This is a genomic window from Pseudaquabacterium pictum, from assembly GCF_005403045.1.
Lineage (GTDB): Bacteria > Pseudomonadota > Gammaproteobacteria > Burkholderiales > Burkholderiaceae_C > Pseudaquabacterium > Pseudaquabacterium pictum.
Window position 1 is genome coordinate 51,154 of the sequence record NZ_BJCL01000016.1, and the last position, 21,771, is coordinate 72,924.

The following is a 21,771-nucleotide window of genomic DNA, read 5'->3' on the forward strand; positions in this document are numbered from 1 at the left end:
GGGGCGGTGGCTGCTCAGGGGCCGTAATGGGCCTCGAAGCGCAGCCGCAACTCGCGCTTGAGCAGCTTGCCGCTGGGGTTCTTGGGCAGGCTGTCAACGAAGACCACGCCCTTGGGCGTCTTGAAGTGCGCCAGCTGGCTGGCGCAGTGGGCGATGACCTGGGCTTCATCGAGCCGGGCATCGGGCTTCTGCACCACCACCGCGGTCACCGCCTCGATCCAGCGCGGGTGCGGCAGGCCGATCACCGCCACCTCGCTGACGCCGGCCAGGCGGTACAGCGCCTCCTCCACCTCGCGGCTGGCCACGTTCTCGCCGCCGGTCTTGATCATGTCCTTCTTGCGGTCGACCACGCTGATGTAGCCCTCGTCGTCGACCACCGCCAGGTCGCCCGAGTGGAACCAGCCGCCGGCAAAGGCCGCGGCCGTGCGCTCGGGGTCGTGGAAGTAGCCCAGCAGCAGCTGCGGGCTGCGGTGCACGATCTCGCCGATCTCGCCCACCGCCACGTCGTTCATCTGGTCGTCGACCACCCGGGTCTCGACATTGATGGCCGGCTTGCCCGCCGAGCCGGGCTTGCGCAATTGATCTTCCGGTTTCAACACGGTGGCCAGCGGCGCGATCTCGGTCTGGCCGTAGAAGTTCCAGATGCGCATCTGCGGGATGCGTTCGATCAGCTCCTGCATCACCGCCACCGGCATGATGCTGGCACCGTAGTAGCCCTTGCGCAGGCTGGACAGGTCATGCTGGCTGAACAGCGGGCTGCGCAGCACGGCGATCCACACCGTGGGCGGCAGGAAGAACTGGCTGACGCGGTGCTTCTCGACCAGCGGCAGCAGGTTCTCGGGTGTCGGCTTGCTGGTGATGATGCTGGTGCTGCCCAGGTAGACGCTGGGGCCCAGGAAGACATCGAGCTGGGCGCAGTGGTACAGCGGCAGCGCATGCAGCACGGTGTCGCCCTCGGCCATCTCGCCTTCGATGATGCAGCTGACGTACTGGTCGATCACCGCGCCATGGGTGAGCATCGCGCCCTTGGGCAGGCTCTCGGTGCCGCTGGTGTAGACGATCTGCAGCAGGTGGTGGCTGTTGAACGTTGGCTCGGGGCAGGGGTGCGTGGCCAGGTCGGTCTGGATCAGCGCGTGGAAGTCCAGGCAGCCTTCCGGGCAGGTGCTCGGGTCTTCCGACGGCAGCCACAGGAAGCGGCTGATCTGGGTGTCCTTCGCCGCCGCGTCACGGCCCAGCGCATGCAGGCCGCTGTCGACGGCCAGCAGCTTGACGCCGGCGTGGCGCAGGATGTAGGCCGCCTCGTCGGCATTGAGCATGAAGTTCACCGGCACCATCACCGCGCCCAGCCGGGCCAGCGCGAAGCGCAGCGCCGCGAAGCCATGGCTGTTGCGCGACAGCACGCCCACATGCTCGCCCTGGGCCACGCCCTGGGCATGCAGGCCGGCGGCCAGGCGGGTGACGACGGCGTCGAACTGGCCCCAGGTCCAGGTGGTGGCGCCGCAGACGATGCCGGGCTTGTGGGGCAGGCGCTTGGCGGTGCGGTGCAGCAGGTCGGACAGGGTCTGGCGGCGCAGGGCGGGGTGTGCGAGGTCTTGGGTCATGCGGCGGCTCCGTGGAAGGCTGCGGCCACCGTATCCGCTGGTGCAGCCTGCTGCCATCGGTGCATCACCGGGTGGCCCGCGGGCACGGGCCGCAGCCTCAGTTCATGCGCCGGAACACATGCATCAGGTCCATGCAGCGCTGCGGCGCGGGCAGGAAGGCCTCGTCGCGCAACGGCGTGTCCAGGAACTCGGTGTAGCCGGCCGGCAGGTCACCGGCCGGTGCCCGCAGGTCGTAGAAGCCCATGGTCCAGTCGCTGAACTGGCGCTGCGGCACGGTGCCGCTGTGCAGCGTCACCATGCCCTGGTGGCGGCGGTCGGCGGCGATGCGGGCCTCCAGCGCCCGCACCGTGCGCTCCTCGCCCTCGAGCGCCTGCATGAAATTGCCGTCCTTGTAGAGCAGCATGCCGGTGATGCCGGTCTGCGCATTGCTGAGCCGGCACTGCGCCAGCAGCGCCCGCAGCTCGCGGTCAGAGAACCAGGTGACCGCCGCGCTGACATAGACCAGGGTGAACATGCTGCATCCTCGCGCCGCGCCCGGCCAGGATGGGCACGGCTGCGACGGGCCCAGTATGGCCCGCCGTGCCGCTTGCCAGCGCCTGTTTACCCGCGTGGTGTGCGGCCTCAGGTCACCAGCAGTGCCGCCAGCTGGCGGGCATCGGGCAGCCCGCCCAGGTCGGCCAGCGCCGCCTGCAGCGCCTGCACCTGCGCGGCCGACAACGCCCGCGGCGCGGCGCTGGCGGCATAAGCCAGGCAGTCGGCGAACCGGGTCTGGTGCTGGGCGTCGCTGAGCGCGGCGCCCGGGTAGCCGGGCGCGGTGTCCAGGCCGGCCTGCAGCTGCCGGCCGTCGGTGGTGGTGATGGCGAGGTCCACCGCGGTGTGGCCGCGCACGTCCAGCGCCGGATCGGCCAGCACGGTGATGCGCTGGATCAGCGGCTGCAGGGCCGGATCGGCCACCCGCGCCGGCTCGAAGTGCGCCAGCTGCGGCCGGCCGCGCAGCAGCGCGTTGGCCACGCACCAGGCCGCGCTGAACTGGGCATCGACCCGCGGGTTGGCGCCGATCTTGAACGGCTGGCCCACCAGCCGGTGGGCATAGGGCGGCAGGCGCACCGTGGCCTGGGTCACCTGGTCGGCCTGCAGCCGATGCTGTGCTGCCAGCTGCAGCACCAGCGCGGTGACACCCTGGGTGACGCCACAGCTGGGGAACTGCTTGAACATCATGCGGTCCAGCCGCCAGGTCCGCCCCAGACCGGCCACCAGGCTGGCCGGATCCAGCGTGCCGCGGCCGTACAGATGGGCGTAGCCGCAGCTGCCGGCCAGGAAGTGCTGCGGCCCGGTGATGCCCAGCCGGGCCATCTGCGCGCATTCCACCCCGGCCTGCGCCACCCAGCCCTGGGTGATGCGCACGCCCAGCGAGCCGTCGACATGGCTCTGGAAGCTGCCGCCGCAGCGGTTGAAGGCCAGGGCCAGCGCATGCAGGGTCTGGGTCTCGGTCAGCCGCAGCAGCCGCGCCGCGGTGGCGGCGGCGCCGAAGACCACGCAGAGGCCGGTGGGGTCGAAGCCGTCGTACTGCGCCTCGCTGAGGTTGAACCGCGCCGCCAGTTCGGCGCCCACGGCCAGCGCGGCCACCAGGTCCTCGCCGGTGCAGACCGGCGCCAGCGCGGCCGCGGCCAGCGCCGCCGGCAGCAGGGCCGCACCCAGGTGCGGGCCGGGGGCCATGGCATCGCAGTAGTCCAGCGCGCGGCACAGCGTGGCGTTGAACTGGGCGGCCGCTGCCGCAGGCAGCAGATCGCCGAAAACCAGCAGCGGCGCCTGCGGCGCGCCGCCACGCTCCAGCAGCAGCTGGCGCAGCGCGGCGATGCCGTCCTCGCCCGCGCCGGCCAGCGCGGTGCCAGCCACCGCGCGCACCATGTGCTGCACGGTGCGGCGGGCATCGGCCGGCACATCCGCTGGCGCCAGCTGGACGACGAAGCGGGCGAGCTGCTGCTCGGGGGTGGCGTCGGTGGTGGTCGGCAGCATCGGGCGGATGTCCCAGGTCTGGATGGTGGTGCGTGCGAGGCCGGTGGTGCCCTGCCGGGGTCAGCCCTGGCGTGGCCCGGCGCCGGGCGTGATGGCCGTGCCGCTGAGCTGCTCCACCCAGCGCACCAGCTCGCTGACGCTGGCCTCCGGCCCGGCGGCATGCTCGGCGGCCTGCCACAGCTGCTGGCCCAGGCCGGCCAGCGGCGCGGCGGTGCCGGTCTCGCGCGCCAGGGTGTTGGCGATGCCCACGTCCTTGCGCATCAGCGCCAGCTTGAACGGATCGTCGAAGCTGCGGCTGAGGATGCGCTGGCGGATGTGGTTCTGGGTGATCCAGCTCTGGCCGGTGCTCTCATTGAGCACGTCGACCATGGCCGCCGGGTCCAGCCCGTAGCGCTTGCCGATCACCAGGCCCTCGGCGGTGGCGCTGAAGGTCAGCGCGGTGATCAGGTTGTTGATGCACTTCATCGCATGGCCGGCGCCCAGCGGGCCGAGGTGGAACACGGCCCGGCCCATGCGGTCGAGCAGCGGGCGCACCCGGGCCAGATCGTCGGCAGCGCCGCCGACCATGAACACCAGGTTGGCCTCGGCCGCGCCCCAGGCGGCGCCCGACACCGGCGCGTCGACCATGCGGCCGCCGCGCTCGGCCAGCGCCGCGGCGGTGGCCTCGGTCAGCCAGGGCTCGGCCGACGAGCAATCCAGCAGCAGCGCCCCCGGCCGCAGGCCGTGGATCAGACCGGCCTCGCCCAGCGCCACCTGCTGCACCACGCTGCCGTTGGGCAGCATGGTGAGGATGGTGTCGCTGTGCGCCGCCACCTCGGCCGGCGTGGCGGCCACCCGGGCGCCCGGGCCCAGGCGCTCGGCCACCTGGCGGGCGGCGGCGGCATCGGCATCCAGCAGCGTGAGGCGGTGGCCGGCGGCCGCCAGATGGCCGGCCATGGGCGCGCCCATCACGCCGAGGCCGATGAAACCGAGGGACAGGGACGGGGTGGCGGACATCGGGGCTCCTGGGGCGGGTGGGCAGCGCAGCCGCAAGCGTGCACAGGTGGCGGGCATGGGGCGTGTCGCGGGCATGACAGCCGTGCCGCCCGGCGGCGGAGACGCTCCAGGGTTGCCCCTGACCGCAGCCTGCGCCGCGCCCGCTCCTGATGCCCCTCATGATCTTGTCCCGCTACCAGCAGGCGCTGGCGCGGCGCAGCCAGCACTGGAGCCCGACCACCCGCGGCCTGCTGTGGACCAGCGCCGCCGGCTTCATCTTCAGCATGCTCAATGCGCTGATGCGGCTGCTGACCCAGCAGATCGACCCGTTCCAGGCGCAGTTCCTGCGGTATGCCTTCGGCCTGCTGGTGATCCTGCCGCTGGTCTGGCGCGGCGGCGTGGCCAACTTCATGCCGAAGAACATGCGCGACCAGTTCAGCCGCGGCCTGGCCCACACCGTGGGGCTGTGCCTGTGGTTCACCGCGCTGCCGCAGATCCCGCTGGCCGACATGACGGCCATCGGCTTCACCGGGCCGATCTTCATCATGATCGGCGCCTACCTGGCCTTCAAGGAGCCGATGCACTGGGAGCGCTGGGTGGCGGTGGCGCTGGGCTTCGGCGGCGTGCTGATCGTGGTGGGGCCGAAGCTGTCGGCCAGCGGCGGCTGGTACCACCTGATGATGCTGGCATCGGCGCCGGTGTTTGCGGTGAGCTTCCTGCTGACCAAGGCGATGACACGCTACGAGACACCGGGCGTGATCCTGGTGTGGCAGTCGATCACGGTGTCCATCATCACCCTGCCGCTGGCGCTGTGGGTGTGGGCGCCGTTGACGGGCTGGCAGTGGCTGGGCTTCCTGGTCAGCGGCTTCCTGGGCAGCGCCGGCCACTACTGCCTGACGCGCAGCTTCGCCGCGGCCGACATCTCGGCCACGCAGTCGGCCAAGTTCCTCGACCTGGTGTGGTCGGCGCTGATGGGCTTCCTGCTGTTCTCCGACATCCCCAGCCAGAGCACCATCATCGGCGGCGTGGTGATCGCCAGCGCCACGCTGTGGCTGGCGCGGCGGGAATCGGCCAAGGCGGCCGCCCGCAAGCGCAATGCCGCCGAGGTGGAAGCCGAGGCCGAGGCCAACGGCAGCCCCTGAGGGCCGGCCAATTGCCGACAATCGGGGCATGAAGACCTACGACATCGAGATCCGGCGGGTGAAGTCCATGCACCAGGGCCACGGCCTGGTCTACATGCGGCTGGACGCCGCGGTGCAGCCGCAGCCCCGCCACCGCGACGACGACGGCACGCTGGAGCCGTCCACGGTGCTGAAGCTGACCGAAGAGAACGCCCGCGTGCTGTTCCTGCTGCTCAAGCAGCAACTGGCCGACTTCGACAAGAAGAAGCCCAAGAGCCGGTTCTGAGCCCGCCCAGGCGTGGCAAAAGCCACCGCCGCACCTGGGCCATGCAGATTTGCCCACCCCAAGATTGCGGGTAAACCCTAGTATTGCGGCTGTGCTGGACAGGCGGCGATCCCGTTGCCCCGGCCACAGGAGCAATCACCATGTCGGCATCGATCACCAGCGGCACCTACCCCCGTGCCAACCGTTCCGCGTCCGGCGGCCTGCGCCGCACCGGCCTGGCCGTCTGGCAGGCCCTGCTGCAGGCCAGCGCCCGCCGTGCCCAGCCCGAGCTGCTGCGCATGGCCCGGCTGAAGGCCCACAGCGACCCCGCGCTGGCCCGCCAGCTGCGCGAGGCCGCGCGGGACTTGATGCAGGGCTGACCCGGCCTGGGCAGTGGTCAGCGCCAGCCGGCGCCAGCAAGATGAACGATGCACAGGCGGCCGCCGGTCGACACACTCGGCGCCGTCCGACGCTGCAGCTGTTGCGCGCGGACACCAACCCGCCCCCAAGGAGCCTGCCCATGCGCCGATTCATCCTGTTGCTGCTGGCGACTGCCGCCGGCAGCGCACTCGCCCAGACCGCCCCCACCAGTTTCCCCGAAGGCGCCACGCCACTGACGGCCGAGGACCTGGGCAAGGCGCTCACCGACAAGGTGTTCCATGTGCAGCCGGCCAGCGGCGCACCCTGGCGCGTGCAGTACAACGCCAACGGCTACTGGTTCATCAATGCCGGCAGCTTCGCCGATTCGGGCAAGTGGAGCGTCAAGGACAGCACCGTCTGCGGCGAAGGCAGGCAGCTCAAGCCCGCCTGCAACGAGATCCGGACCAAGGACGGCACGCTGTACCTGAAGCGCGAGAGCGGCGAAGTGGTGAAGTTCGAGCCGCGATGACTGCGCGGCCTCAGCCGCAGGCCAGGCGCCGGAAATCGCTGGGCGGCATGCCCAGGTCGGCACGCGCCACACGGCTGAAGTGGGCCATGTTCTGGAAGCCCAGCGACAGCGCGATGTCGGTCAGGCTGCGGTGCAGCTGGCTGCGGTCCTGCAGCAGGCGCCGGCAGGCCGCCAGGCGCTGCGCCAGGATGTAGCCGGCCACGCCGTCGGGCTCTTCGGCAAAGGCGTTGTAGAGCTGGCGGCGGCTGCAGTGCAACGCCGCGGCGATGCCGTCCACCGTCAGCCGCGGGTCGGCCAGGTGCAGCCCCACATGCTGCTTGATGCGGGCGCGCAGCGCCTCGCGCTGGGTCTGGGCGGTGGCCTGGCCGGCCAGGTCCAGCAGGCTCAGGTGCAGCAGCTGCACGATGGCGTCGCCCACGCCGCGGGCGGCCGCATCGGGCATGCTGGGCAGTTCGGCAAAGGCATTGCGCATGGTCTGCAGCGCCAGCGTGGAGATGCCGCCGCTGCCGCCCAGGCGGCGGGCCATCAGCGCGTCCAGGTCGAGCCCACGCTCGGCCAGCAGCGGCTTGGGCACCATCACGATCAGGTGCTCCACCCGCTCGGGGTTGGCCACCGCATAGCTGTCGGTGGTGTCGTAGATGCACCACTGGCCCGGCGTCACCCAGGTCTCGCGGCCCATCTGCTCGACGCCGGCGCAGCCGGTCCAGGGCGCGACGATCTTCAGGAACGGCGTGTCGCCCCGGCGCGCCGCCGCCGGTGAGCGGGTGACGCGGTGGCGCGTGGCCTCCAGCCGGGTCAGCACCAGATCACCGGCCTGCAGGGTGCGGGCGCGGCCGTCGAAATCGGTGTCGCCGTACTCGTCGCTCTTCAGCCCCTGGAACAGCCGGCCGATGAAGCCGCGCCAGTGCGCCACCCGCTCGGCGGGCGGGACGACACTGGTGTCCATGGTCTGCGGGCTTTGCGGCATCGGGTGGGTGCGGCGGCGGATGGAAGGGGCAGCGGCGCGGCAATGTAGCGCCCGGTGGCCTGGCGCGGGGCCGCGATAACCCTTCCCCGGGACCGGCCTGCGGGAAAGTCCGCCCCCGGCGTGCACGCCGCGTCAAGCCCGGTGCACGGCCAGCAAAGCCGGCCGGCCCCCGGCCGCGAAGAATCCGCTGCCACACCACCACCAGGAGACAGCCCCATGACCTTGCACCGCCGCACTGCCCTGCAGGCCCTGGCCGCCGCCGGCGCCAGCGCCGCCCTGCCCGCCCTGGCCCAGGCCGCGCCCGTGCGCATCGGCTACGCCATGGCCCGCACCGGCCCCTGGAGCGTGGGCGCCCAGACCAGCCAGGAACCCAACTACCTGCTTTGGGCCGAACAGGTGAATGCCGCCGGCGGGCTGGATGTGAAGGGCACCAAGCGCCCGATCGAGCTGATCAGCAGCGACGACCAGAGCAACATCGAGACCTGCGTGCGCACCTACGAGAAGCTGATGGGCAGCGACAAGGTCGACCTGATCCTGCCGCCCTGGGGCAGCAACGCCAACTTCGCCGTGGCCCCGCTGGCCAACCGCTTCCAGTACCCGTTCCTGGCGCCCACCGCGCTGAGCCGCCGGCTGGTGGAGATGAAGCTGCCGTACTTCTTCCTGCTGCTGCAGCAGCCCAAGCCGATGATGGACGCGCTGGTCGACATGCTCAAGGCCAACGGCGCCAAGACCGCGGCCGTGGTCTATGTGGACGACCTGTTCGGCCTGGAGAACTACGCCGCACTGAAGGTGGCGCTGCAGGGCAGCGGCATCAGCCTGGTCGAAGACAAGAGCTATCCGCTGGGCGTGAAGGACCTGGGGCCCGTTCTGCGTGGCATCCAGGCCAAGAACCCCGATGCCTTCATCGGCCTGACCTACCCGCCCGACACCATCCTGGCCAGCCGCCAGGCCAAGGAGATCGGCTTCAACCCGAAGTTCTTCTACGCCAGCGTGGGTACCGCCTTCCAGCTGTACCGCAACGTGATGAAGGACGGCGCCGAGGGCGTGCTGGGCATGGGCAGCTGGAACGGCAAGACCAGCCCCGGCGCCAAGGCCTACTTCGATGCCCATGCGAAGAAGTTCAGCGCCCAGAAGGAACCCGACCGCTGGGCCAGCGGCCACACCTGGGCCGGGTTGGAGATCCTGACCGCCGCAGTGGCCAAGGTGGGCCTGGACCGCAAGGCCATCCGCGACTACGTGGCCGCCGGCACCCACAAGACCATCATCGGCGACGTGAAGTTCGCCGGCAGCGAGAACGTGGGCGTGCCCGGCACCGTCAGCCAGTGGCAGAAGGGCGAGTTCGAGGTGGTCTGGCCCAAGGCCCGTGCCACCGCGCCGCTGAACCCGGCCAAGCCGGCCTGGGTCTGATCCAGTCGACTGCGGGCGCCTGACGCGATGACCTTCACCGCCTGGCTGGAACTGCTGGCCTCAGGCCTGATCACCGGCGCGGTGTATGCGCTGGTGGGCCTGGGGCTGAACCTGCAGTACGGGCTGATGCGCATCCTGAACATCGCCCATGGCGAGTTCCTGATGCTGGGCGCCTTCATCACCTGGATGGCGCACAGCCAGCTGGGCCTGCACCCGCTGCTGATGGTGCCGCTGAGCTTCGGCCTGCTGATGGCGGTGGGCATGGTGGTGCACCGCCTCACCTTCCGCCGGCTGGCCCGCACCAGCCCGGATGTGGACGTGTTCGAGGCGCGTGGCCTGATGGTGGCCTTCGGGCTGATGTTCCTGGTGCAGAACCTGGCGCAGAGCGTGTGGGGCGCCGACCTGCGTGGCTACGACTACCTGACCGAGCCGGTGAAGTTCGGCGGTGGCGTGCAGTTCGCCGGCAACAAGCTGCTGCTGGCGTTCTTCAGCCTGGCCTTTGCGGTGGCGCTGATCGTGGTGCTCCAGCGCACCCTGCTGGGCAAGGGCGTGCGTGCGCTGATGCAGAGCCCCACCGGCGCGCAGCTGGTGGGCATCGACACCCAGCGCCTGCACCCGCTGATGTTCGGCGTGGGGCTGGGCCTGTCGGGCGTGGCCGGCTGCCTGCTGAGCATGGCCTACACCATCACCCCGTCGATGGGCGAGCCCTACACCGTCACCGCGCTGATCGTCATCACCCTGGGCGGCTTTGGCAGCATGGGCGGCGCGCTGGCCGGCGGCCTGGCGCTGGGCGTGATCGAGGCCGTGGGCATGCACTTCACCAACCCCTCGCTGAAGAGCCTGCTGTCGTATGCGGTGTTCATCGGCGTGCTGCTGTGGAAGCCCAACGGGCTGTTCAACAAGCGATGAACTCCACCTCCTGGAATGAACGGCTCACTGGCTGGCTGCTGGACCGCCGCCTGCTCGGCCGCGACAGCCTGGTGCTGCTGGCGCTGACCGGCTGGGCCCTGGCCATCCCCCACTGGGGCAGCGAGTTCGCCGTCTCGATGGCACTCACCTGCCTGATGTACGTGGCCCTGGCCACCAGCTGGACGCTGTTCTGCGGCACCACGCGCTATCTGTCGTTGGCCACCGCGGCCTTCTTCGGCATCGGCGCCTACTTCAGCGCCATCTTCATCGAGAACCTGGGCTGGTGGGGCGTGATCGCCGCCGGCGCCGCGGTGGCCGCCGGCGTGGCCGGCATCATGGGCGCGGCCGTGCTGCACCTGCGCGGCACCTATTTCGCGGTGCTGACCTTCGGCATGACCGAGCTGATCCGCCATGCCGTCACCTACTGGGAGAAGCAGGTCACCGGCACCGTGGGCCGGGTGCTGACCGTGGTGCCCGAGCGCGACGTGATCTACGGCACCGTGCTGCTGCTGGCGGTGCTGGCGGTGGCCGCCAGCATCGTGCTGCGGCGCACCCGCTTCGGCCTGGCGCTGGCCGGCATCGGCGCCGACGAGCAGCGCGCCCAGACGCTGGGCGTCAACACCCGCGTCGTCAAGGTGCTGGGCTTCATGCTGACCGCCGCCTTTGCCGGCGCGGTGGGCGCGGCGATGAGCGTGCGCTGGACCTACATCGACCCCGGCACGGTGTTCAACCCCTTCATCGGTTTCCAGACGGTGCTGATCGCGCTGATCGGCGGCGTGGCCACGCTGTGGGGCCCGCTGATCGCCGCGGTGGTGTTCAGCCTGCTGGCCGAGACGCTGCGCCTGGCCGCGCCGCAGCTCTACCTGATGACGCTGGGCCTGCTGCTGATCCTGTGCGTGTTGTACCTGCCGGGCGGCCTGGCCTCGGTGCGCGCGTCCACCTTCACCCAGTGGCGTGACGACTGGCGCGGCTGGATGACCGAGTTGCGCCGCCGCCCGGGAGCAGCGCGATGACCAACCACCCCCTGCTGGAAGCGCGGGATGTGACGGTGCGCTTCGGCGGCCTGACTGCCGTGGACGCGGTGAGCGCGGCCTTCGGCGCCGGTGAGCTGGTGGGCATCATCGGCCCCAACGGCGCGGGCAAGACCACCTTCTTCAATGCGCTGTCGGGCGTGCAGCCGCCCACCGGCGGCGAGCTGTTTGCCGGTGGCAAGCGGCTGACCGGCGCCAAGCCGCACCGCTATGCCGCCGCGGGCGTGGCCCGCACCTTCCAGACGCCGCGGGTCTTCGCGGGCCTGGGCGTGGCGGCCAACATCGACTTCGGCCTGCAGTTCGCCGGCCGGGGCCGCCAGGCCAGCTGGCTGCTGAAGGACGCGGCCAGCATCCTGAACCTGATCGGCCTGACGGCTCAGGCCAATTTGCCGGCCGCCGCCATCACGCCCAGCCAGCAGCGGCTGCTGGAGATCGGCATGGCGCTGGCCACGCGGCCACGCATCCTGCTGCTGGATGAAGTGGCCGCCGGCCTGACCGAGGCCGAGGTGGACGCGATGGCGCAGCTGATCCGCCGCCTGCGCGACGAGCTGGACCTGACGGTGATCTGGATCGAGCATGCGGTGACCACCCTGCTGCGTTATGTGGAGCGGGTGATCGTGCTGCACCAGGGCCGCAAGATCGCCGACGGCACGCCGGCCGAGGTGGTGCGCAATGCCGAGGTGGTGGAGGCCTACCTGGGCGACGAGATGAGCGACATGGCGAGCACCCAGGAAGAGGCCGCGGCATGAAGAACGACATCGAGGCCGCGCTGGACCAGCGCCTGGCCCACCTGCGCATCCGCAACCTGTCGGCCGGCTACGGCGCCTTCCTGGTGCTGCGCGACGTCTCGCTGGAAGCCCGCCCCGGGCTCACCGTGATCCTGGGCCCCAACGGCGCCGGCAAGACCACGCTGCTGAAGGCGGTGAACGGCCTGATCCCGCGCGGCGGCACGCTGACGCTGGACGGCGAAGACCTGCCCACCGACGCCAAGACCAGCGATCTGGTGAAGCGTGGCCTGGTGCTGGTGCCCGAGGGCCGGCAGCTGTTCGCCCAGATGACGGTGCATGAAAACCTGGAACTGGGCGGCTGGCTGGTGGCGCCGGCCGAGCGGGAGCGCCGCATCGCCCAGGCCTACGAGGATTTCCCGAAACTGAAGCAACGCGCCCGCCAGCTGGCCGGCACGATGAGCGGCGGCGAGCAGCAGATGGTGGCGGTGGCCCGCGCCATGATGAGCGCGCCGCGCCTGCTGATGCTGGACGAGCCCTCGCTGGGCCTGGCGCCGAAGATGGTCGACGAACTGCTGGCCATCGTGCGCCGCATCGCCGACCAGGGCGTGACCGTGTTGATGGTCGAGCAGAACGTGAAGAAGGCGCTGGCCATCGCCGACCGCGGCTACGTGATGGAACGCGGCCGCCTGGTGGCCAGCGGGCCGGCCGGGCTGCTGACCCGGTCCAGCGTGGTGCGCGAGGCCTACCTGGGCAAGGCCGGCACCACATCCACCACCAAGACATCCTCTTCGACGCTATCCAAGGAGACCCCCGTGTCCGATGTGCAGATGCTGATCAATGGCCTGGCCGTGTCGGCCGAGCGTGGCGCCAGCTTCGAGCGCCGCAACCCGCTGGACGGCAGCATCGCCAGCCGCGCGCCGGCGGCCAGCACGGCTGACGCCGTGGCCGCGGTGGAAGCCGCGGCCGAAGCCTTCACCACCTGGCGCCACACCGGCCCCAGCGAGCGCCGCGCCCTGCTGCTGAAGGCCGCCGACGCGCTGGAAGCCAAGACGCCGAAGTTCGTCGAAGCCGTGCCTGCGGAGACCGGCGCCAGCGCCATGTGGGCCGGCTTCAATGTCATGCTGGCCGCCGGCATGCTGCGTGAAGCGGCCGCACTCACCACCCAGGTGGGCGGCAGCCTGATCCCCAGCGATGTGCCCGGCAGCCTGGCCATGGGCCTGCGCCAGCCGGCCGGCGTGGTGCTGGGCATCGCACCGTGGAACGCGCCGATCATCCTGGGCGTGCGGGCCATCGCCACGCCGCTGGCCTGCGGCAACACCGTGGTGCTGAAAGGCAGCGAGAACTGCCCGCGCACCCACCAGCTGATCATCGAGGCGCTGCAGGACGCCGGCTTCCCGGCCGGGGTGGTGAACTACGTGACCAATGCCCCGGCCGATGCCGGCGCGGTGGTGGAGGCCATGGTGGCCCACCCGGCGGTGCGGCGCGTCAACTTCACCGGCAGCACGCGGGTGGGCAAGCTGATCGCCCTGACCTGCGCCAAGTACCTGAAGCCCAGCGTGCTGGAGCTGGGCGGCAAGGCACCGATGGTGGTGCTGGACGACGCCGACCTGGAGGCCGCGGTGAACGCCGCCGCCTTCGGCGCCTTCGCCAACTCGGGCCAGATCTGCATGAGCACCGAGCGCTTCGTGGTCGACCGCAAGGTGGCCGACGACTTCGTGGCGATGTTCGCCCGCAAGGCCAGGAGCCTGCCGCTGGGCGACCCGCGCAAGCCCGAGCCGGTGGTGCTGGGCAGCGTGATCGGCATGGGCACGGTGGAGCACTGCAACGCGCTGATCGACGATGCGCTGGCCAAGGGCGCGAAGCTGGTGTGCGGCGGCAAGGCCGACAGCACGCTGATGCCGGCCACGCTGCTCGACCATGTGACACCCAAGATGCGCATCTACCACGAGGAGACCTTCGGCCCGGTGAAGTGCATCGTGCGGGTGGACGGCGTGGACGCCGCCGTGGCCTGCGCCAACGACAACGAGTACGGCCTGTCGGCCAGCGTGTTCGGCCGCGACACCGCGCGCGCCCTCACTGTGGCCCAGCGCATCGAGAGCGGCATCTGCCATGTCAACGGCCCCACGGTGCACGACGAGGCGCCGATGCCCTTCGGCGGTGTCAAGGGCTCGGGCTGGGGCCGCTTCGGCGGCCAGGCCGGCATTGCCGAGTTCACCGAACTGCGCTGGATCACGGTGCAGACGGCGCCGCGCGGCTACCCGTTCTGAACCAGTCCGACAAGCGCTCGACATAGTCCGTCGGCAACAGATGCCCTGACGCGAAGCGCAGGTGCCTCTTGTCCTGGCTGGGGATGGCCTGGAACAGGGCCTGGTTCTGCTGCGTGCTGGCATGCTCGTCGTCGTCACCCGTCAGCAGCCAGACGCGCTTGCCCTGCAGTCCGCCGACCAGGTTCATCGGTGCCACGACGGCCACGTTGTCGCCCAGGTGCGGCGGCACCATGGCAGCGACGGCCTGCACGCGGTCGTCCAGCCCCGCGAGCAGCAGCGCGCCCTGTGCGCCCATGCTGTAGCCGGCGGCCAGGATGCGCCCGGCGTCCAGCTGGGGTTGCGCGACCAGCCAATCGAGCAGCACGCGGTGGTCGCGCACGGTGTCGACGATCATCTGCTCGTAGGCCTGCCGCTGTCCGAACCAGTGCATGTCGCGCATGGCGCGTTGCGCCAGGGTCCGCTGGCCGAGGTGCCTGCGCTCACCATGCCCGCGCGCATCGATGGCCACCACGGCGTACCCCTGCTGCAGCGCCATCTGCGTGATGCGGTGCGTCTGCTCGATGGTGGGTCGTCCGCCGATGTCCGGCAGCCACCAGCGCAGGTGGCTGCGGCCCATCGCATGCATGCCGATCAGCACCGGAAACGGCCGGCGCGCCTGTGCCGGATCGCCGGGGTAGACGATGCGGCCGTGCAGCAGCGCGCCATCGAAGCTCTGCAGCCGGATGTGGACCGAATGGCCTTCGCCCGGGGTGAACGCCGCCTTGTACGCGTACCGCGCCTGCAGCTCGCTGGGGGTGATGCTGTAGGGCTTGAGCCAGACGAAGTGCCAGATGGCGGCGGCGACCGCAGCCGCCAGGCCCATGAAGATTCCGATCACGGTGAATGCGCGCTTGTGTTTCATCATCGCTCCGATGCATGTTGAGAACGCAGGGCCCGGCCCGGGTGGCAACGCACCGGGGCAGGCCTGCGACGCAACGCTAAGGAGGGCGGTGTGAATGGCGCGTGAAGCCCGGACCAGGGCTGCCGGCGGACCTTCAGTGCGGGCCGGTCAAGCGCTGGCAGAACCCGCAGGCGGGGCCAGCCAGCCCCTGGGGGCCCACAGCAACTGCACGCGGGTGTTGCCGTCCGCCTGGCTGAGCGCCAGCGCCAGGCCCTGGTGCTCGGCCAGACGGTGCACGATGGCCAAGCCGAGGCCGAAGCCCGCGCTGGCGGCACCCTTCTGGAAGGGTTGGCCCAGCCGTGCGCTCAACCCGGCCGGCAGCGCCTGGCTGCGGTTCTCCAACTGGAGACCCTGGACGTCGGCGGACACGCGCACCGGCCCGGGTTCGCCATGGGCAAAGGCATTGCCGACCAGGTTGGACAGCAGGATGTGCAGCACGCCCGGTGGCAGGTCCAGGCGCAGTGCCGGGCTGACATCGATCTCCAGCTGGATGTCCTTGCCCTGCAGCCGCGACATCTGCTCCAGCACCACGCGCTCCAGCAGCGGCAGCACCGCCAGCGCAGCGGCGGCGGTGGCCGGTGCCCCGTCGGCCAGCGCAACTGGCGCGGCTGGCGCATGGCCCTCGCGCGCCAGCGCCAGCAAGGTGTTGACGGTCTGCTCCAGATCCCACAAGGTCTGGCGCATCTGCTGCAGCTGGGCCGGCACACCGGTGGGCAGGTCGTGGCGCCCCATCAGGCGCTCGGTGGCCATGCCCAGCACGGCCAGCGGCGTGCGCAGCTCGTGGCTGACGTCGCGTGTGAAGACCCGTTCGCGGTCGATGAAGGCCTGGGTGCGCGCCGTGAGCGCGTCGAGGTGGCGGGCCAGCAGGCCCACCTCGTCGTCGCGGCGGTCCAAGGCGTCGGGGCTGGACCGTGTCGAACCGTCCCCCGGCCGGCTGCGTGCGATGGCGTCGGCCAGGCGCACCAGGGGCGCGCTGAGGCGCCGTGCACGCCAGGCAGCCAGCCCCAGGGCCGCCAGCACCAGGGCGCCGCTGCCAGCCGCCCACCACGCCAGCAACTCGCGGCGAAAGGGCCGCACCACCAGCAGCCCGCTGACCTCGGCCACCAGCAAAGGGTGGCGGGCGTCTGGCACGGGCGGGTCGGGCGGCGCGCCGCGCGGACGGTCCAGCCAATGGAGGTGGTAGTGGCGGCCCTGGGTGCCGGCATGTTCGCGCCGGAGCGGCCGGGCCTGCCAGGCCTCGCGCAAGTCGGCTGGCAGGCTGGCGGCCGAGTCGTGCCGCTGCATGAAGGCCTGCGGCGGCGCCGGCCAGCGTAAGCTGACCTGGTGCTGGCGCTGCATCGCAGAGGCCGCGCGGGACAGCGTGTCCGCGATGAAGCGGTCTTCCACCGCGTACACAAAGACCATGGTGAACAGGCCCAGCAGAACGCTCACGCCCAGGGTGAAGAGCGTGAAGCTGAGCATCAGCTGGCGTTGCAGCCCCTGGCGGGGCCTGGGCAGAGGCGGCAGCGTCGGTCCGGGCGCGCAGGACGCCGGTGGAATCTCAGGCACGCGGCAGTTCCAGGGTGTAGCCCACGCCGTGCACGGTCTTCAGCATCGGCGTGCCGAAGGGCTTGTCCAGCGCCTGGCGCAGCAGGTACAGGTGGCTGCGCAGGGCGTCGGACTCTGGCGGCTCATCACCCCACACGCTGCGCACCAGCTCCGACCGCGTCACGACGCGCGGCCAGGCCTGCGCCAGGTGCAGCAGCAACTGGTAGGCGATGGGCGTCAGGTCCAGGGACCGGTCGGCCCGTTCGGCCCGCCCGCGGGTGCGGTCCAGCCGCAGCGCGCCGAGCACCAGCACATGGGGCTGGCCCAGGCGGTGCCGGCGCGACAGGGCGCGGCAGCGCCAGAGCAGCTCTTCCCCGGCAAAGGGCTTGACGAGGTAGTCGTCGGCACCGGCCGCAAAGCCTTGCGCCTTGTCGTCCAGACTGTCGCGCGCCGTGAGCATCAGGACCGGCACGTGGACGGATGCGGACTCGCGCAGCGCGCGGCACAGCTGAACGCCGTCCAGGCCCGGCAGGCCCAGGTCCAGCACCAGCACATCGGGTGGCTGCTCCAGCGCCATCTGCAGGGCCAGGCGGCCGTCGCTGGCTTCCTCGACGGCGTGGCCCGCGTCACGGAGCAGGGCCACCACCTGGGTCCGCAGCGGCCCGTGGTCCTCGACCACCAGGACGTGCAGTGGTGCGACTTCGTTCATGCGCGCTTTCCTCCAACCGGCAACGCGGCACATGTCTTCCCGGGTGTGCGCTTCATCCAGGCCTCTCCAGGACGCGGAGGAACCAGTCTACGGGCGCCCATGTGAAGCCGATGTCAAGCCATGCCCTGGTGGCCGCGAATCGGCATCTGCAGACGCGCCACATTGGCCCATGGGAGGCCAGCGACCGGCACCGACCAGCGGCCGCGTTCCGGACCCGGTGGCCGGATCTGCCCGTGTCAGACCGGCAGGTCGACCGTCCGCACGCAGGCCTGCCCCGCGCTGTCGAACAGGTGCAGCGCCTCGGGCACCAGCCGCAACGTCAGCTGGCTGCCGGCAGCGCGGCTCACGCTGCCATCCATCTTCACCGTCATCGTCGGCAGGCCCGGGCCCACGTTGACGTAGAGCAGCGACGAATCGCCCAGCCGCTCCACATGCAGCAGGCTGGCCGGCAGGGCGGCGCCCTCGCCGCTGTCGGCCACCGCCATGTGCTCGGGCCGCACGCCGATCTGCACCGCGCTGCCGGCCGGCACCGCACGCGCATCCACCGCGGCGGTCAGCACCTGGCCGGCCACCTCCACGCGCGCATGGCCGGCCTCGGCCGACTGCAGCCGGCCGGGCAGCAGGTTCATCTTCGGGCTGCCGATGAACTCGGCCACGAAGGTGCTGGCCGGGCGGTGGTACAGCGTCATCGGGCTGCCCACCTGGGCCACGCTGCCACGTTCGTCGATCAGCTGGCCGGTGTGCAGCAGCACGATCTTGTCGGCCAGGGTCATGGCCTCCACCTGGTCGTGCGTCACGTAGATCATGCTGGCCGAGCCCAGGTCGTGGTGCAGCTTGGCGATCTCCAGCCGGGTCTGCACCCGCAGCGCGGCGTCCAGGTTCGACAGCGGCTCGTCGAACAGGAAGACCTTGGGCTCCTTGACGATGGCACGGCCGATGGCCACCCGCTGGCGCTGGCCGCCCGACAGCATCTTGGGCAGCCGGTCCATCAGCGGCGTGAGCTGCAGGATGTCGGCCGCGGCCTTCACCTTGGCGGCGATGGCCGCCTTGTCGGCGCCCATCACCTGCAGGCCGAAGGCCATGTTCTGTGCCACCGTCATGTGCGGGTACAGCGCATAGCTCTGGAACACCATGGCCACGCCGCGCTTGGCCGGCGGCAGGTCGTTCACCCGGGTGCCGGCAATGCTGAGATCGCCGCTGGTGATGTCTTCCAGCCCGGCCACGCAGCGCAGCAGCGTGCTCTTGCCGCAGCCCGACGGGCCGACGAAGACGCAGAACTCGCCGTCGTTGACGGTGAGGGTGGCGTCCTTGATGGTCAGCGGCAGGTTGGGGCCGTAGCGCTTGTTGACGCGGTTGAACTCGATGCGCGACATGCGGATCAGCCTTTCACAGCACCGGCGGTCAGGCCGGAGACGATCTTCTTCTGGAACACCAGCACCAGGCCCAGCAGCGGCAGGGTGACGATGACGGAGGCGGCCATGATCGAACCCCAGGGGATCTCGAATGCGGTGGCGCCGGCGATCAGCGAGATGCCCACCGGCACCGTGCGCTGGTCGTCCTCGACGATGAAGGTCAGCGCGAAGAGGAACTCGTTCCACGCGCCGATGAACGCCAGCAGCCCGGTGGACACCAGCGCCGGCCACAGCAGCGGCAGGAAGACCTGGAAGATGATGCGCAGCGGCCCGCAGCCGTCCATGATGGCGGCCTCTTCCAGCTCGTTCGGCAGGTCGCGCATGAAGGTGGTGAGGATCCACACGGTGAACGGCAGGGTGAAGATGGTGTACGGCACCACCAGGCCCAGCGCGCGGTTGAACAGGCCGAGCGACTGGATCAGCTCGAACATGCCCGACAGCACCGCCACCTGCGGAAACATCGACACGCCCAGCAGGGTGAGCATCAGCAGCTCCTTGCCCTTGAAGCGGATGCGACCCAGGGCATAGGCGGCGGTCACGCCCATCAGGATGGCGGCGCCCACGGTGAGCGTGGCCACCATGACGGAATTGAGCAGGTGCCGCCCGAAGGGCTGGGCGCCCTCGAACAGCGCGGTGTAGTTGGCCAGCGTCGGATGCTTGGGCCAGATCTGGCTGTCGAACAGCGCCGAGCCGGTCTTGAACGAGGTGGCCACCATGTACAGGAACGGGCCCACCGAGATGAAGACGATCATCGCGGCGGCGCAGTACAGCGCCACGCTGCCCCAGAGTGGACGTTGCTGCATCACTTCTCCGCCAGCTTGACGCGGGTGGCCCGCAGGAAGACCACCGCCGACAGCATGATGATCAGGAACAGCGAGGTCGACGCCGCCGAGCCGAAGCCCACGTTGCCGGCCTCCACCATCTCGCGCATCACCAGGCCCGACATGCTGATGGTGCTGCTGTCGTTGCTGGTCAGCACATAGATCAGGTCGAAGACCCGCAGTGCATCGAGCAGGCGGAACACCACCGCCACCAGCAGCGGCTGGCGGATCAGCGGCAGCGTCACCTTCCAGAACACCCGCAGCGGGTGCACGCCGTCCACCCGCGCGGCCTCGTAGCAATCCTTGGGCAGGGTCTGCAGCGCGGCCAGGATCAGCAACGCCATGAAGGGCGTGGTCTTCCACACGTCCACCGCCACCACGCTCCACATCGCGGTGCTGGCATCGGCCGTCCAGGCGATCTTCTCGGCGATCAGGCCCCAGTCCAGCAGCAGCTGGTTCACCACGCCGAACTGGTCGTGCAGCATCCAGCCCCACATCTTGGCCGACACGATGGTGGGGATGGCCCAGGGCACCAGCACCGCGGTGCGCACCAGGGTGCGGCCCTTGAACTCCTGGTTCAGCAGCAGGGCCACGCCCAGGCCGGCCAGCGTCTCCAGCGCCACCGAGACAACCGCGAACTGGAAGGTGTTGCGGATGGCCGTGCCCCAGTCGCTGGCCCAGAAGCCGTCGGCGTAGTTGGGGTTGAAGAACAGGCCGTAGGGGCCGAAGAAGTTCTCCAGCCCGATGAAGCGGCTGGCCTGCATGTTGTTGATGTTGGTCTCGGTGAAGGCGAACCACACCGAGCGCAGCAGCGGCCACACGGCCACCACCGCCATCAGCACCAGCATGGGCGCGAGAAACAGCCAGGCGGTGCGCACGCGGTTGTTCATGTTCTGGGCCTCCCTGCAATCACCAGCGCTCGCGCCGCACCAGCTTGAGCTGGCCTTCGAGCTTGCGCACCGCCGCCTCGGGCGTGGCCTTGCGGCCCAGCACATCGTGCGCGGCATTGCTCAGCGCCAGGCTCACCGACGGGTACTTCAGCCCCGCCTCGCCCGACGGCCGCGCCACCGAGTCCTCGAAGGTGCCCAGCAGGCTGGCCATGAAGCTGTTGGCCGCGACCACCTGCGGATCCTTGTACAGCGCCGGGCGGGTGGGGTTGAAGCTGCCCCGGATGGCGCGGTCCTTCTGCACCGCGGCGCTGGCCATGTGCATCACCAGATCGGCCGCCACCTCGGGGTGCTTGCTGTACTTGGACACCGCCAGCTGCCAGCCGCCCAGCGTGCCGGCGTGGCGGGCGCCCGGGCCGTCGCCCTTGGGCAGCGGCGACACACCCACCTTGCCGCGCACCACGCTGTCGGGGCTTTCCAGCAGCGACCAGGCATAGGGCCAGTTGCGCATGAACAGTGCCTGGCCGTTCTGGAACACGCCGCGCGCATCCTCCTCGGCATAGTTCAGCACGCCCACCGACGAGATGCTGCCCACCCACTGCGCGGCCGTGGCCAGCGCCCGCACCGCCTGCGGGTTGTTGATGGTGATGTCGCCGCGCTCGTCCACCAGCCGGCCGCCGCCGAAGCTGGCGATCCATTCCACCGCATTGCAGGTCAGGCTCTCGCCGCTCTTGGCCTGGAAGACGAAGCCCTGGAAGTCCTTCTGGCCGGCGGCCCGCTCGCCCGCCTGCACGATGGCGGCGGTGGCGGCCAGCTCGGCCCAGGTGGTGGGCGCCGGGCGCTTGTACTTGGCCAGCAGGTCGGCGCGGTAGTACAGCAGGCCGGTGTCGGTGTACCAGGGCATGCCCAGCAGCCGGCCGCCGATGGTGCTGTTGGCCACGAGGGCCGGGAAGTGCTCGGCCTCTTGCCCCAAGCTGTAGGGCTTCAGGTCGAGCAGGTGGTCCTTCAGGATGCCGGGCCAGATCACGTCGACACGGATGATGTCGATGTCGCTGCTCTTGGCGGCAAACAGCTGGCGGTAGACCGCCAGCGCCGCGGTGGCGCTGGCCGGCTGGGTGTAGTTGCGCACCGTGTGGCCGGTCTTCCTGGCCCAGGCCTCGGCATGCTTCCAGCAGTGCTCGATCTCGGGCGCGCTGGCACCGCAGGCGATGGTGATGGTGGCAGCCTGGGCCGTGGTGGCGCCCGCCACCAGGGCGGCCGCGGCCAGCAGCCGGTGCAGGGCAGGGAAGGTGGTCACGC

The 21,771-nt window shown here is 70.6% G+C and carries 21 protein-coding genes and 1 pseudogene; 10 read left to right on the forward strand and 12 right to left on the reverse strand.

Going from position 1 to position 21,771, the window contains the following annotated elements:
* Nucleotides 1–14: 14 nt before the first annotated feature.
* The 4 genes from FFT10_RS22470 to FFT10_RS22485 form a co-directional block, all read right to left on the reverse strand.
* On the reverse strand, nucleotides 15–1,601 hold the full coding sequence (locus tag FFT10_RS22470; RefSeq protein ID WP_137735124.1) for an acyl-CoA synthetase: 1,587 nt from the start codon (nucleotides 1,599–1,601) through the stop codon (nucleotides 15–17).
* Between the two features lie 97 nt (nucleotides 1,602–1,698).
* Nucleotides 1,699–2,115, reverse strand: coding sequence for a BLUF domain-containing protein (locus tag FFT10_RS22475; protein WP_137735125.1), 417 nt, complete (start codon nucleotides 2,113–2,115; stop codon nucleotides 1,699–1,701).
* 107 nt (nucleotides 2,116–2,222) lie between these two features.
* On the reverse strand, nucleotides 2,223–3,617 hold the full coding sequence (locus FFT10_RS22480) for an MmgE/PrpD family protein (RefSeq protein ID WP_137735126.1): 1,395 nt from the start codon (nucleotides 3,615–3,617) through the stop codon (nucleotides 2,223–2,225).
* Between the two features lie 60 nt (nucleotides 3,618–3,677).
* Nucleotides 3,678–4,613: an NAD(P)-dependent oxidoreductase gene (locus FFT10_RS22485; RefSeq protein ID WP_137735127.1), complete on the reverse strand. Its 936-nt coding sequence runs from the start codon at nucleotides 4,611–4,613 to the stop codon at nucleotides 3,678–3,680.
* Nucleotides 4,614–4,771: 158 nt separating this feature from the next.
* Here FFT10_RS22485 and FFT10_RS22490 point away from each other — a divergent pair, with 158 nt between their 5' ends.
* The 4 genes from FFT10_RS22490 (at nucleotide 4,772) to FFT10_RS22505 (ending at nucleotide 6,867) form a co-directional block, all read left to right on the forward strand.
* Nucleotides 4,772–5,734: a DMT family transporter gene (locus FFT10_RS22490; RefSeq protein ID WP_228027249.1), complete on the forward strand. Its 963-nt coding sequence runs from the start codon at nucleotides 4,772–4,774 to the stop codon at nucleotides 5,732–5,734.
* 28 nt (nucleotides 5,735–5,762) lie between these two features.
* On the forward strand, nucleotides 5,763–5,999 hold the full coding sequence (locus tag FFT10_RS22495; RefSeq protein ID WP_137735129.1) for a hypothetical protein: 237 nt from the start codon (nucleotides 5,763–5,765) through the stop codon (nucleotides 5,997–5,999).
* 140 nt (nucleotides 6,000–6,139) lie between these two features.
* The gene (locus FFT10_RS22500; RefSeq protein ID WP_137735130.1) at nucleotides 6,140–6,358 is read left to right on the forward strand and encodes a hypothetical protein; all 219 of its coding nucleotides are present in this window, start codon (nucleotides 6,140–6,142) and stop codon (nucleotides 6,356–6,358) included.
* A gap of 140 nt (nucleotides 6,359–6,498) precedes the next feature.
* Nucleotides 6,499–6,867 carry a hypothetical protein gene (locus FFT10_RS22505; RefSeq protein ID WP_137735131.1) on the forward strand — a complete coding sequence of 123 codons (369 nt, stop codon included), beginning with the start codon at nucleotides 6,499–6,501 and terminating at the stop codon, nucleotides 6,865–6,867.
* 10 nt (nucleotides 6,868–6,877) lie between these two features.
* On the opposite strand, the gene FFT10_RS22510 is transcribed toward FFT10_RS22505, so the two are convergent.
* On the reverse strand, nucleotides 6,878–7,813 hold the full coding sequence (locus FFT10_RS22510) for an AraC-like ligand-binding domain-containing protein (protein ID WP_137735132.1): 936 nt from the start codon (nucleotides 7,811–7,813) through the stop codon (nucleotides 6,878–6,880).
* Nucleotides 7,814–8,050: 237 nt separating this feature from the next.
* On the opposite strand from FFT10_RS22510, the gene FFT10_RS22515 reads away from it, so the two are divergent.
* The 6 genes and pseudogenes from FFT10_RS22515 to FFT10_RS28410 all read left to right on the forward strand — a co-directional run bounded on the left by FFT10_RS22515 (nucleotide 8,051) and on the right by FFT10_RS28410 (nucleotide 14,176).
* Nucleotides 8,051–9,241: an amino acid ABC transporter substrate-binding protein gene (locus tag FFT10_RS22515; RefSeq protein WP_137735133.1), complete on the forward strand. Its 1,191-nt coding sequence runs from the start codon at nucleotides 8,051–8,053 to the stop codon at nucleotides 9,239–9,241.
* Nucleotides 9,242–9,268: 27 nt separating this feature from the next.
* Nucleotides 9,269–10,150: a branched-chain amino acid ABC transporter permease gene (locus FFT10_RS22520; protein WP_137735134.1), complete on the forward strand. Its 882-nt coding sequence runs from the start codon at nucleotides 9,269–9,271 to the stop codon at nucleotides 10,148–10,150.
* Nucleotides 10,147–11,163 carry a branched-chain amino acid ABC transporter permease gene (locus FFT10_RS22525; RefSeq protein ID WP_137735135.1) on the forward strand — a complete coding sequence of 339 codons (1,017 nt, stop codon included), beginning with the start codon at nucleotides 10,147–10,149 and terminating at the stop codon, nucleotides 11,161–11,163. The genes FFT10_RS22520 and FFT10_RS22525 overlap by 4 nt, the downstream gene beginning before the upstream one ends.
* Nucleotides 11,160–11,930: an ABC transporter ATP-binding protein gene (locus FFT10_RS22530; RefSeq protein ID WP_137735136.1), complete on the forward strand. Its 771-nt coding sequence runs from the start codon at nucleotides 11,160–11,162 to the stop codon at nucleotides 11,928–11,930. The genes FFT10_RS22525 and FFT10_RS22530 overlap by 4 nt, the downstream gene beginning before the upstream one ends.
* A pseudogene (locus FFT10_RS28405) lies at nucleotides 11,927–12,436 on the forward strand (ABC transporter ATP-binding protein); the annotation flags it as partial. The gene FFT10_RS22530 and the pseudogene FFT10_RS28405, both read left to right, overlap by 4 nt.
* A 285-nt stretch (nucleotides 12,437–12,721) precedes the next feature.
* Nucleotides 12,722–14,176, forward strand: a complete 1,455-nt coding sequence (locus tag FFT10_RS28410; protein ID WP_228027256.1) for an aldehyde dehydrogenase — start codon at nucleotides 12,722–12,724, stop codon at nucleotides 14,174–14,176.
* Here FFT10_RS28410 and FFT10_RS22540 read toward each other — a convergent pair.
* The 7 genes from FFT10_RS22540 to FFT10_RS22570 form a co-directional block, all read right to left on the reverse strand.
* The gene (locus FFT10_RS22540; RefSeq protein WP_228027250.1) at nucleotides 14,139–15,080 is read right to left on the reverse strand and encodes an alpha/beta hydrolase family protein; all 942 of its coding nucleotides are present in this window, start codon (nucleotides 15,078–15,080) and stop codon (nucleotides 14,139–14,141) included. The genes FFT10_RS28410 and FFT10_RS22540 overlap by 38 nt on opposite strands.
* 144 nt (nucleotides 15,081–15,224) lie before the next feature.
* Entirely contained in the window at nucleotides 15,225–16,664 is a 1,440-nt protein-coding gene (locus FFT10_RS22545) for a sensor histidine kinase (protein WP_137735139.1), read from the reverse strand.
* Entirely contained in the window at nucleotides 16,657–17,352 is a 696-nt protein-coding gene (locus FFT10_RS22550; RefSeq protein WP_137735140.1) for a response regulator transcription factor, read from the reverse strand. Before FFT10_RS22550 ends, FFT10_RS22545 begins: the two co-directional genes overlap by 8 nt.
* A 236-nt stretch (nucleotides 17,353–17,588) precedes the next feature.
* Nucleotides 17,589–18,725 (reverse strand): ABC transporter ATP-binding protein, encoded by a 1,137-nt coding sequence (locus tag FFT10_RS22555; RefSeq protein ID WP_137735141.1) that lies wholly within the window; start codon nucleotides 18,723–18,725, stop codon nucleotides 17,589–17,591.
* 5 nt (nucleotides 18,726–18,730) lie between these two features.
* Nucleotides 18,731–19,567, reverse strand: a complete 837-nt coding sequence (locus FFT10_RS22560) for a carbohydrate ABC transporter permease (RefSeq protein ID WP_137735142.1) — start codon at nucleotides 19,565–19,567, stop codon at nucleotides 18,731–18,733.
* Nucleotides 19,567–20,475 carry a carbohydrate ABC transporter permease gene (locus tag FFT10_RS22565; RefSeq protein ID WP_137735143.1) on the reverse strand — a complete coding sequence of 303 codons (909 nt, stop codon included), beginning with the start codon at nucleotides 20,473–20,475 and terminating at the stop codon, nucleotides 19,567–19,569. The genes FFT10_RS22560 and FFT10_RS22565 overlap by 1 nt, the downstream gene beginning before the upstream one ends.
* A 19-nt stretch (nucleotides 20,476–20,494) precedes the next feature.
* Nucleotides 20,495–21,769: an ABC transporter substrate-binding protein gene (locus FFT10_RS22570; RefSeq protein WP_228027251.1), complete on the reverse strand. Its 1,275-nt coding sequence runs from the start codon at nucleotides 21,767–21,769 to the stop codon at nucleotides 20,495–20,497.
* Nucleotides 21,770–21,771 lie beyond the last annotated feature (2 nt).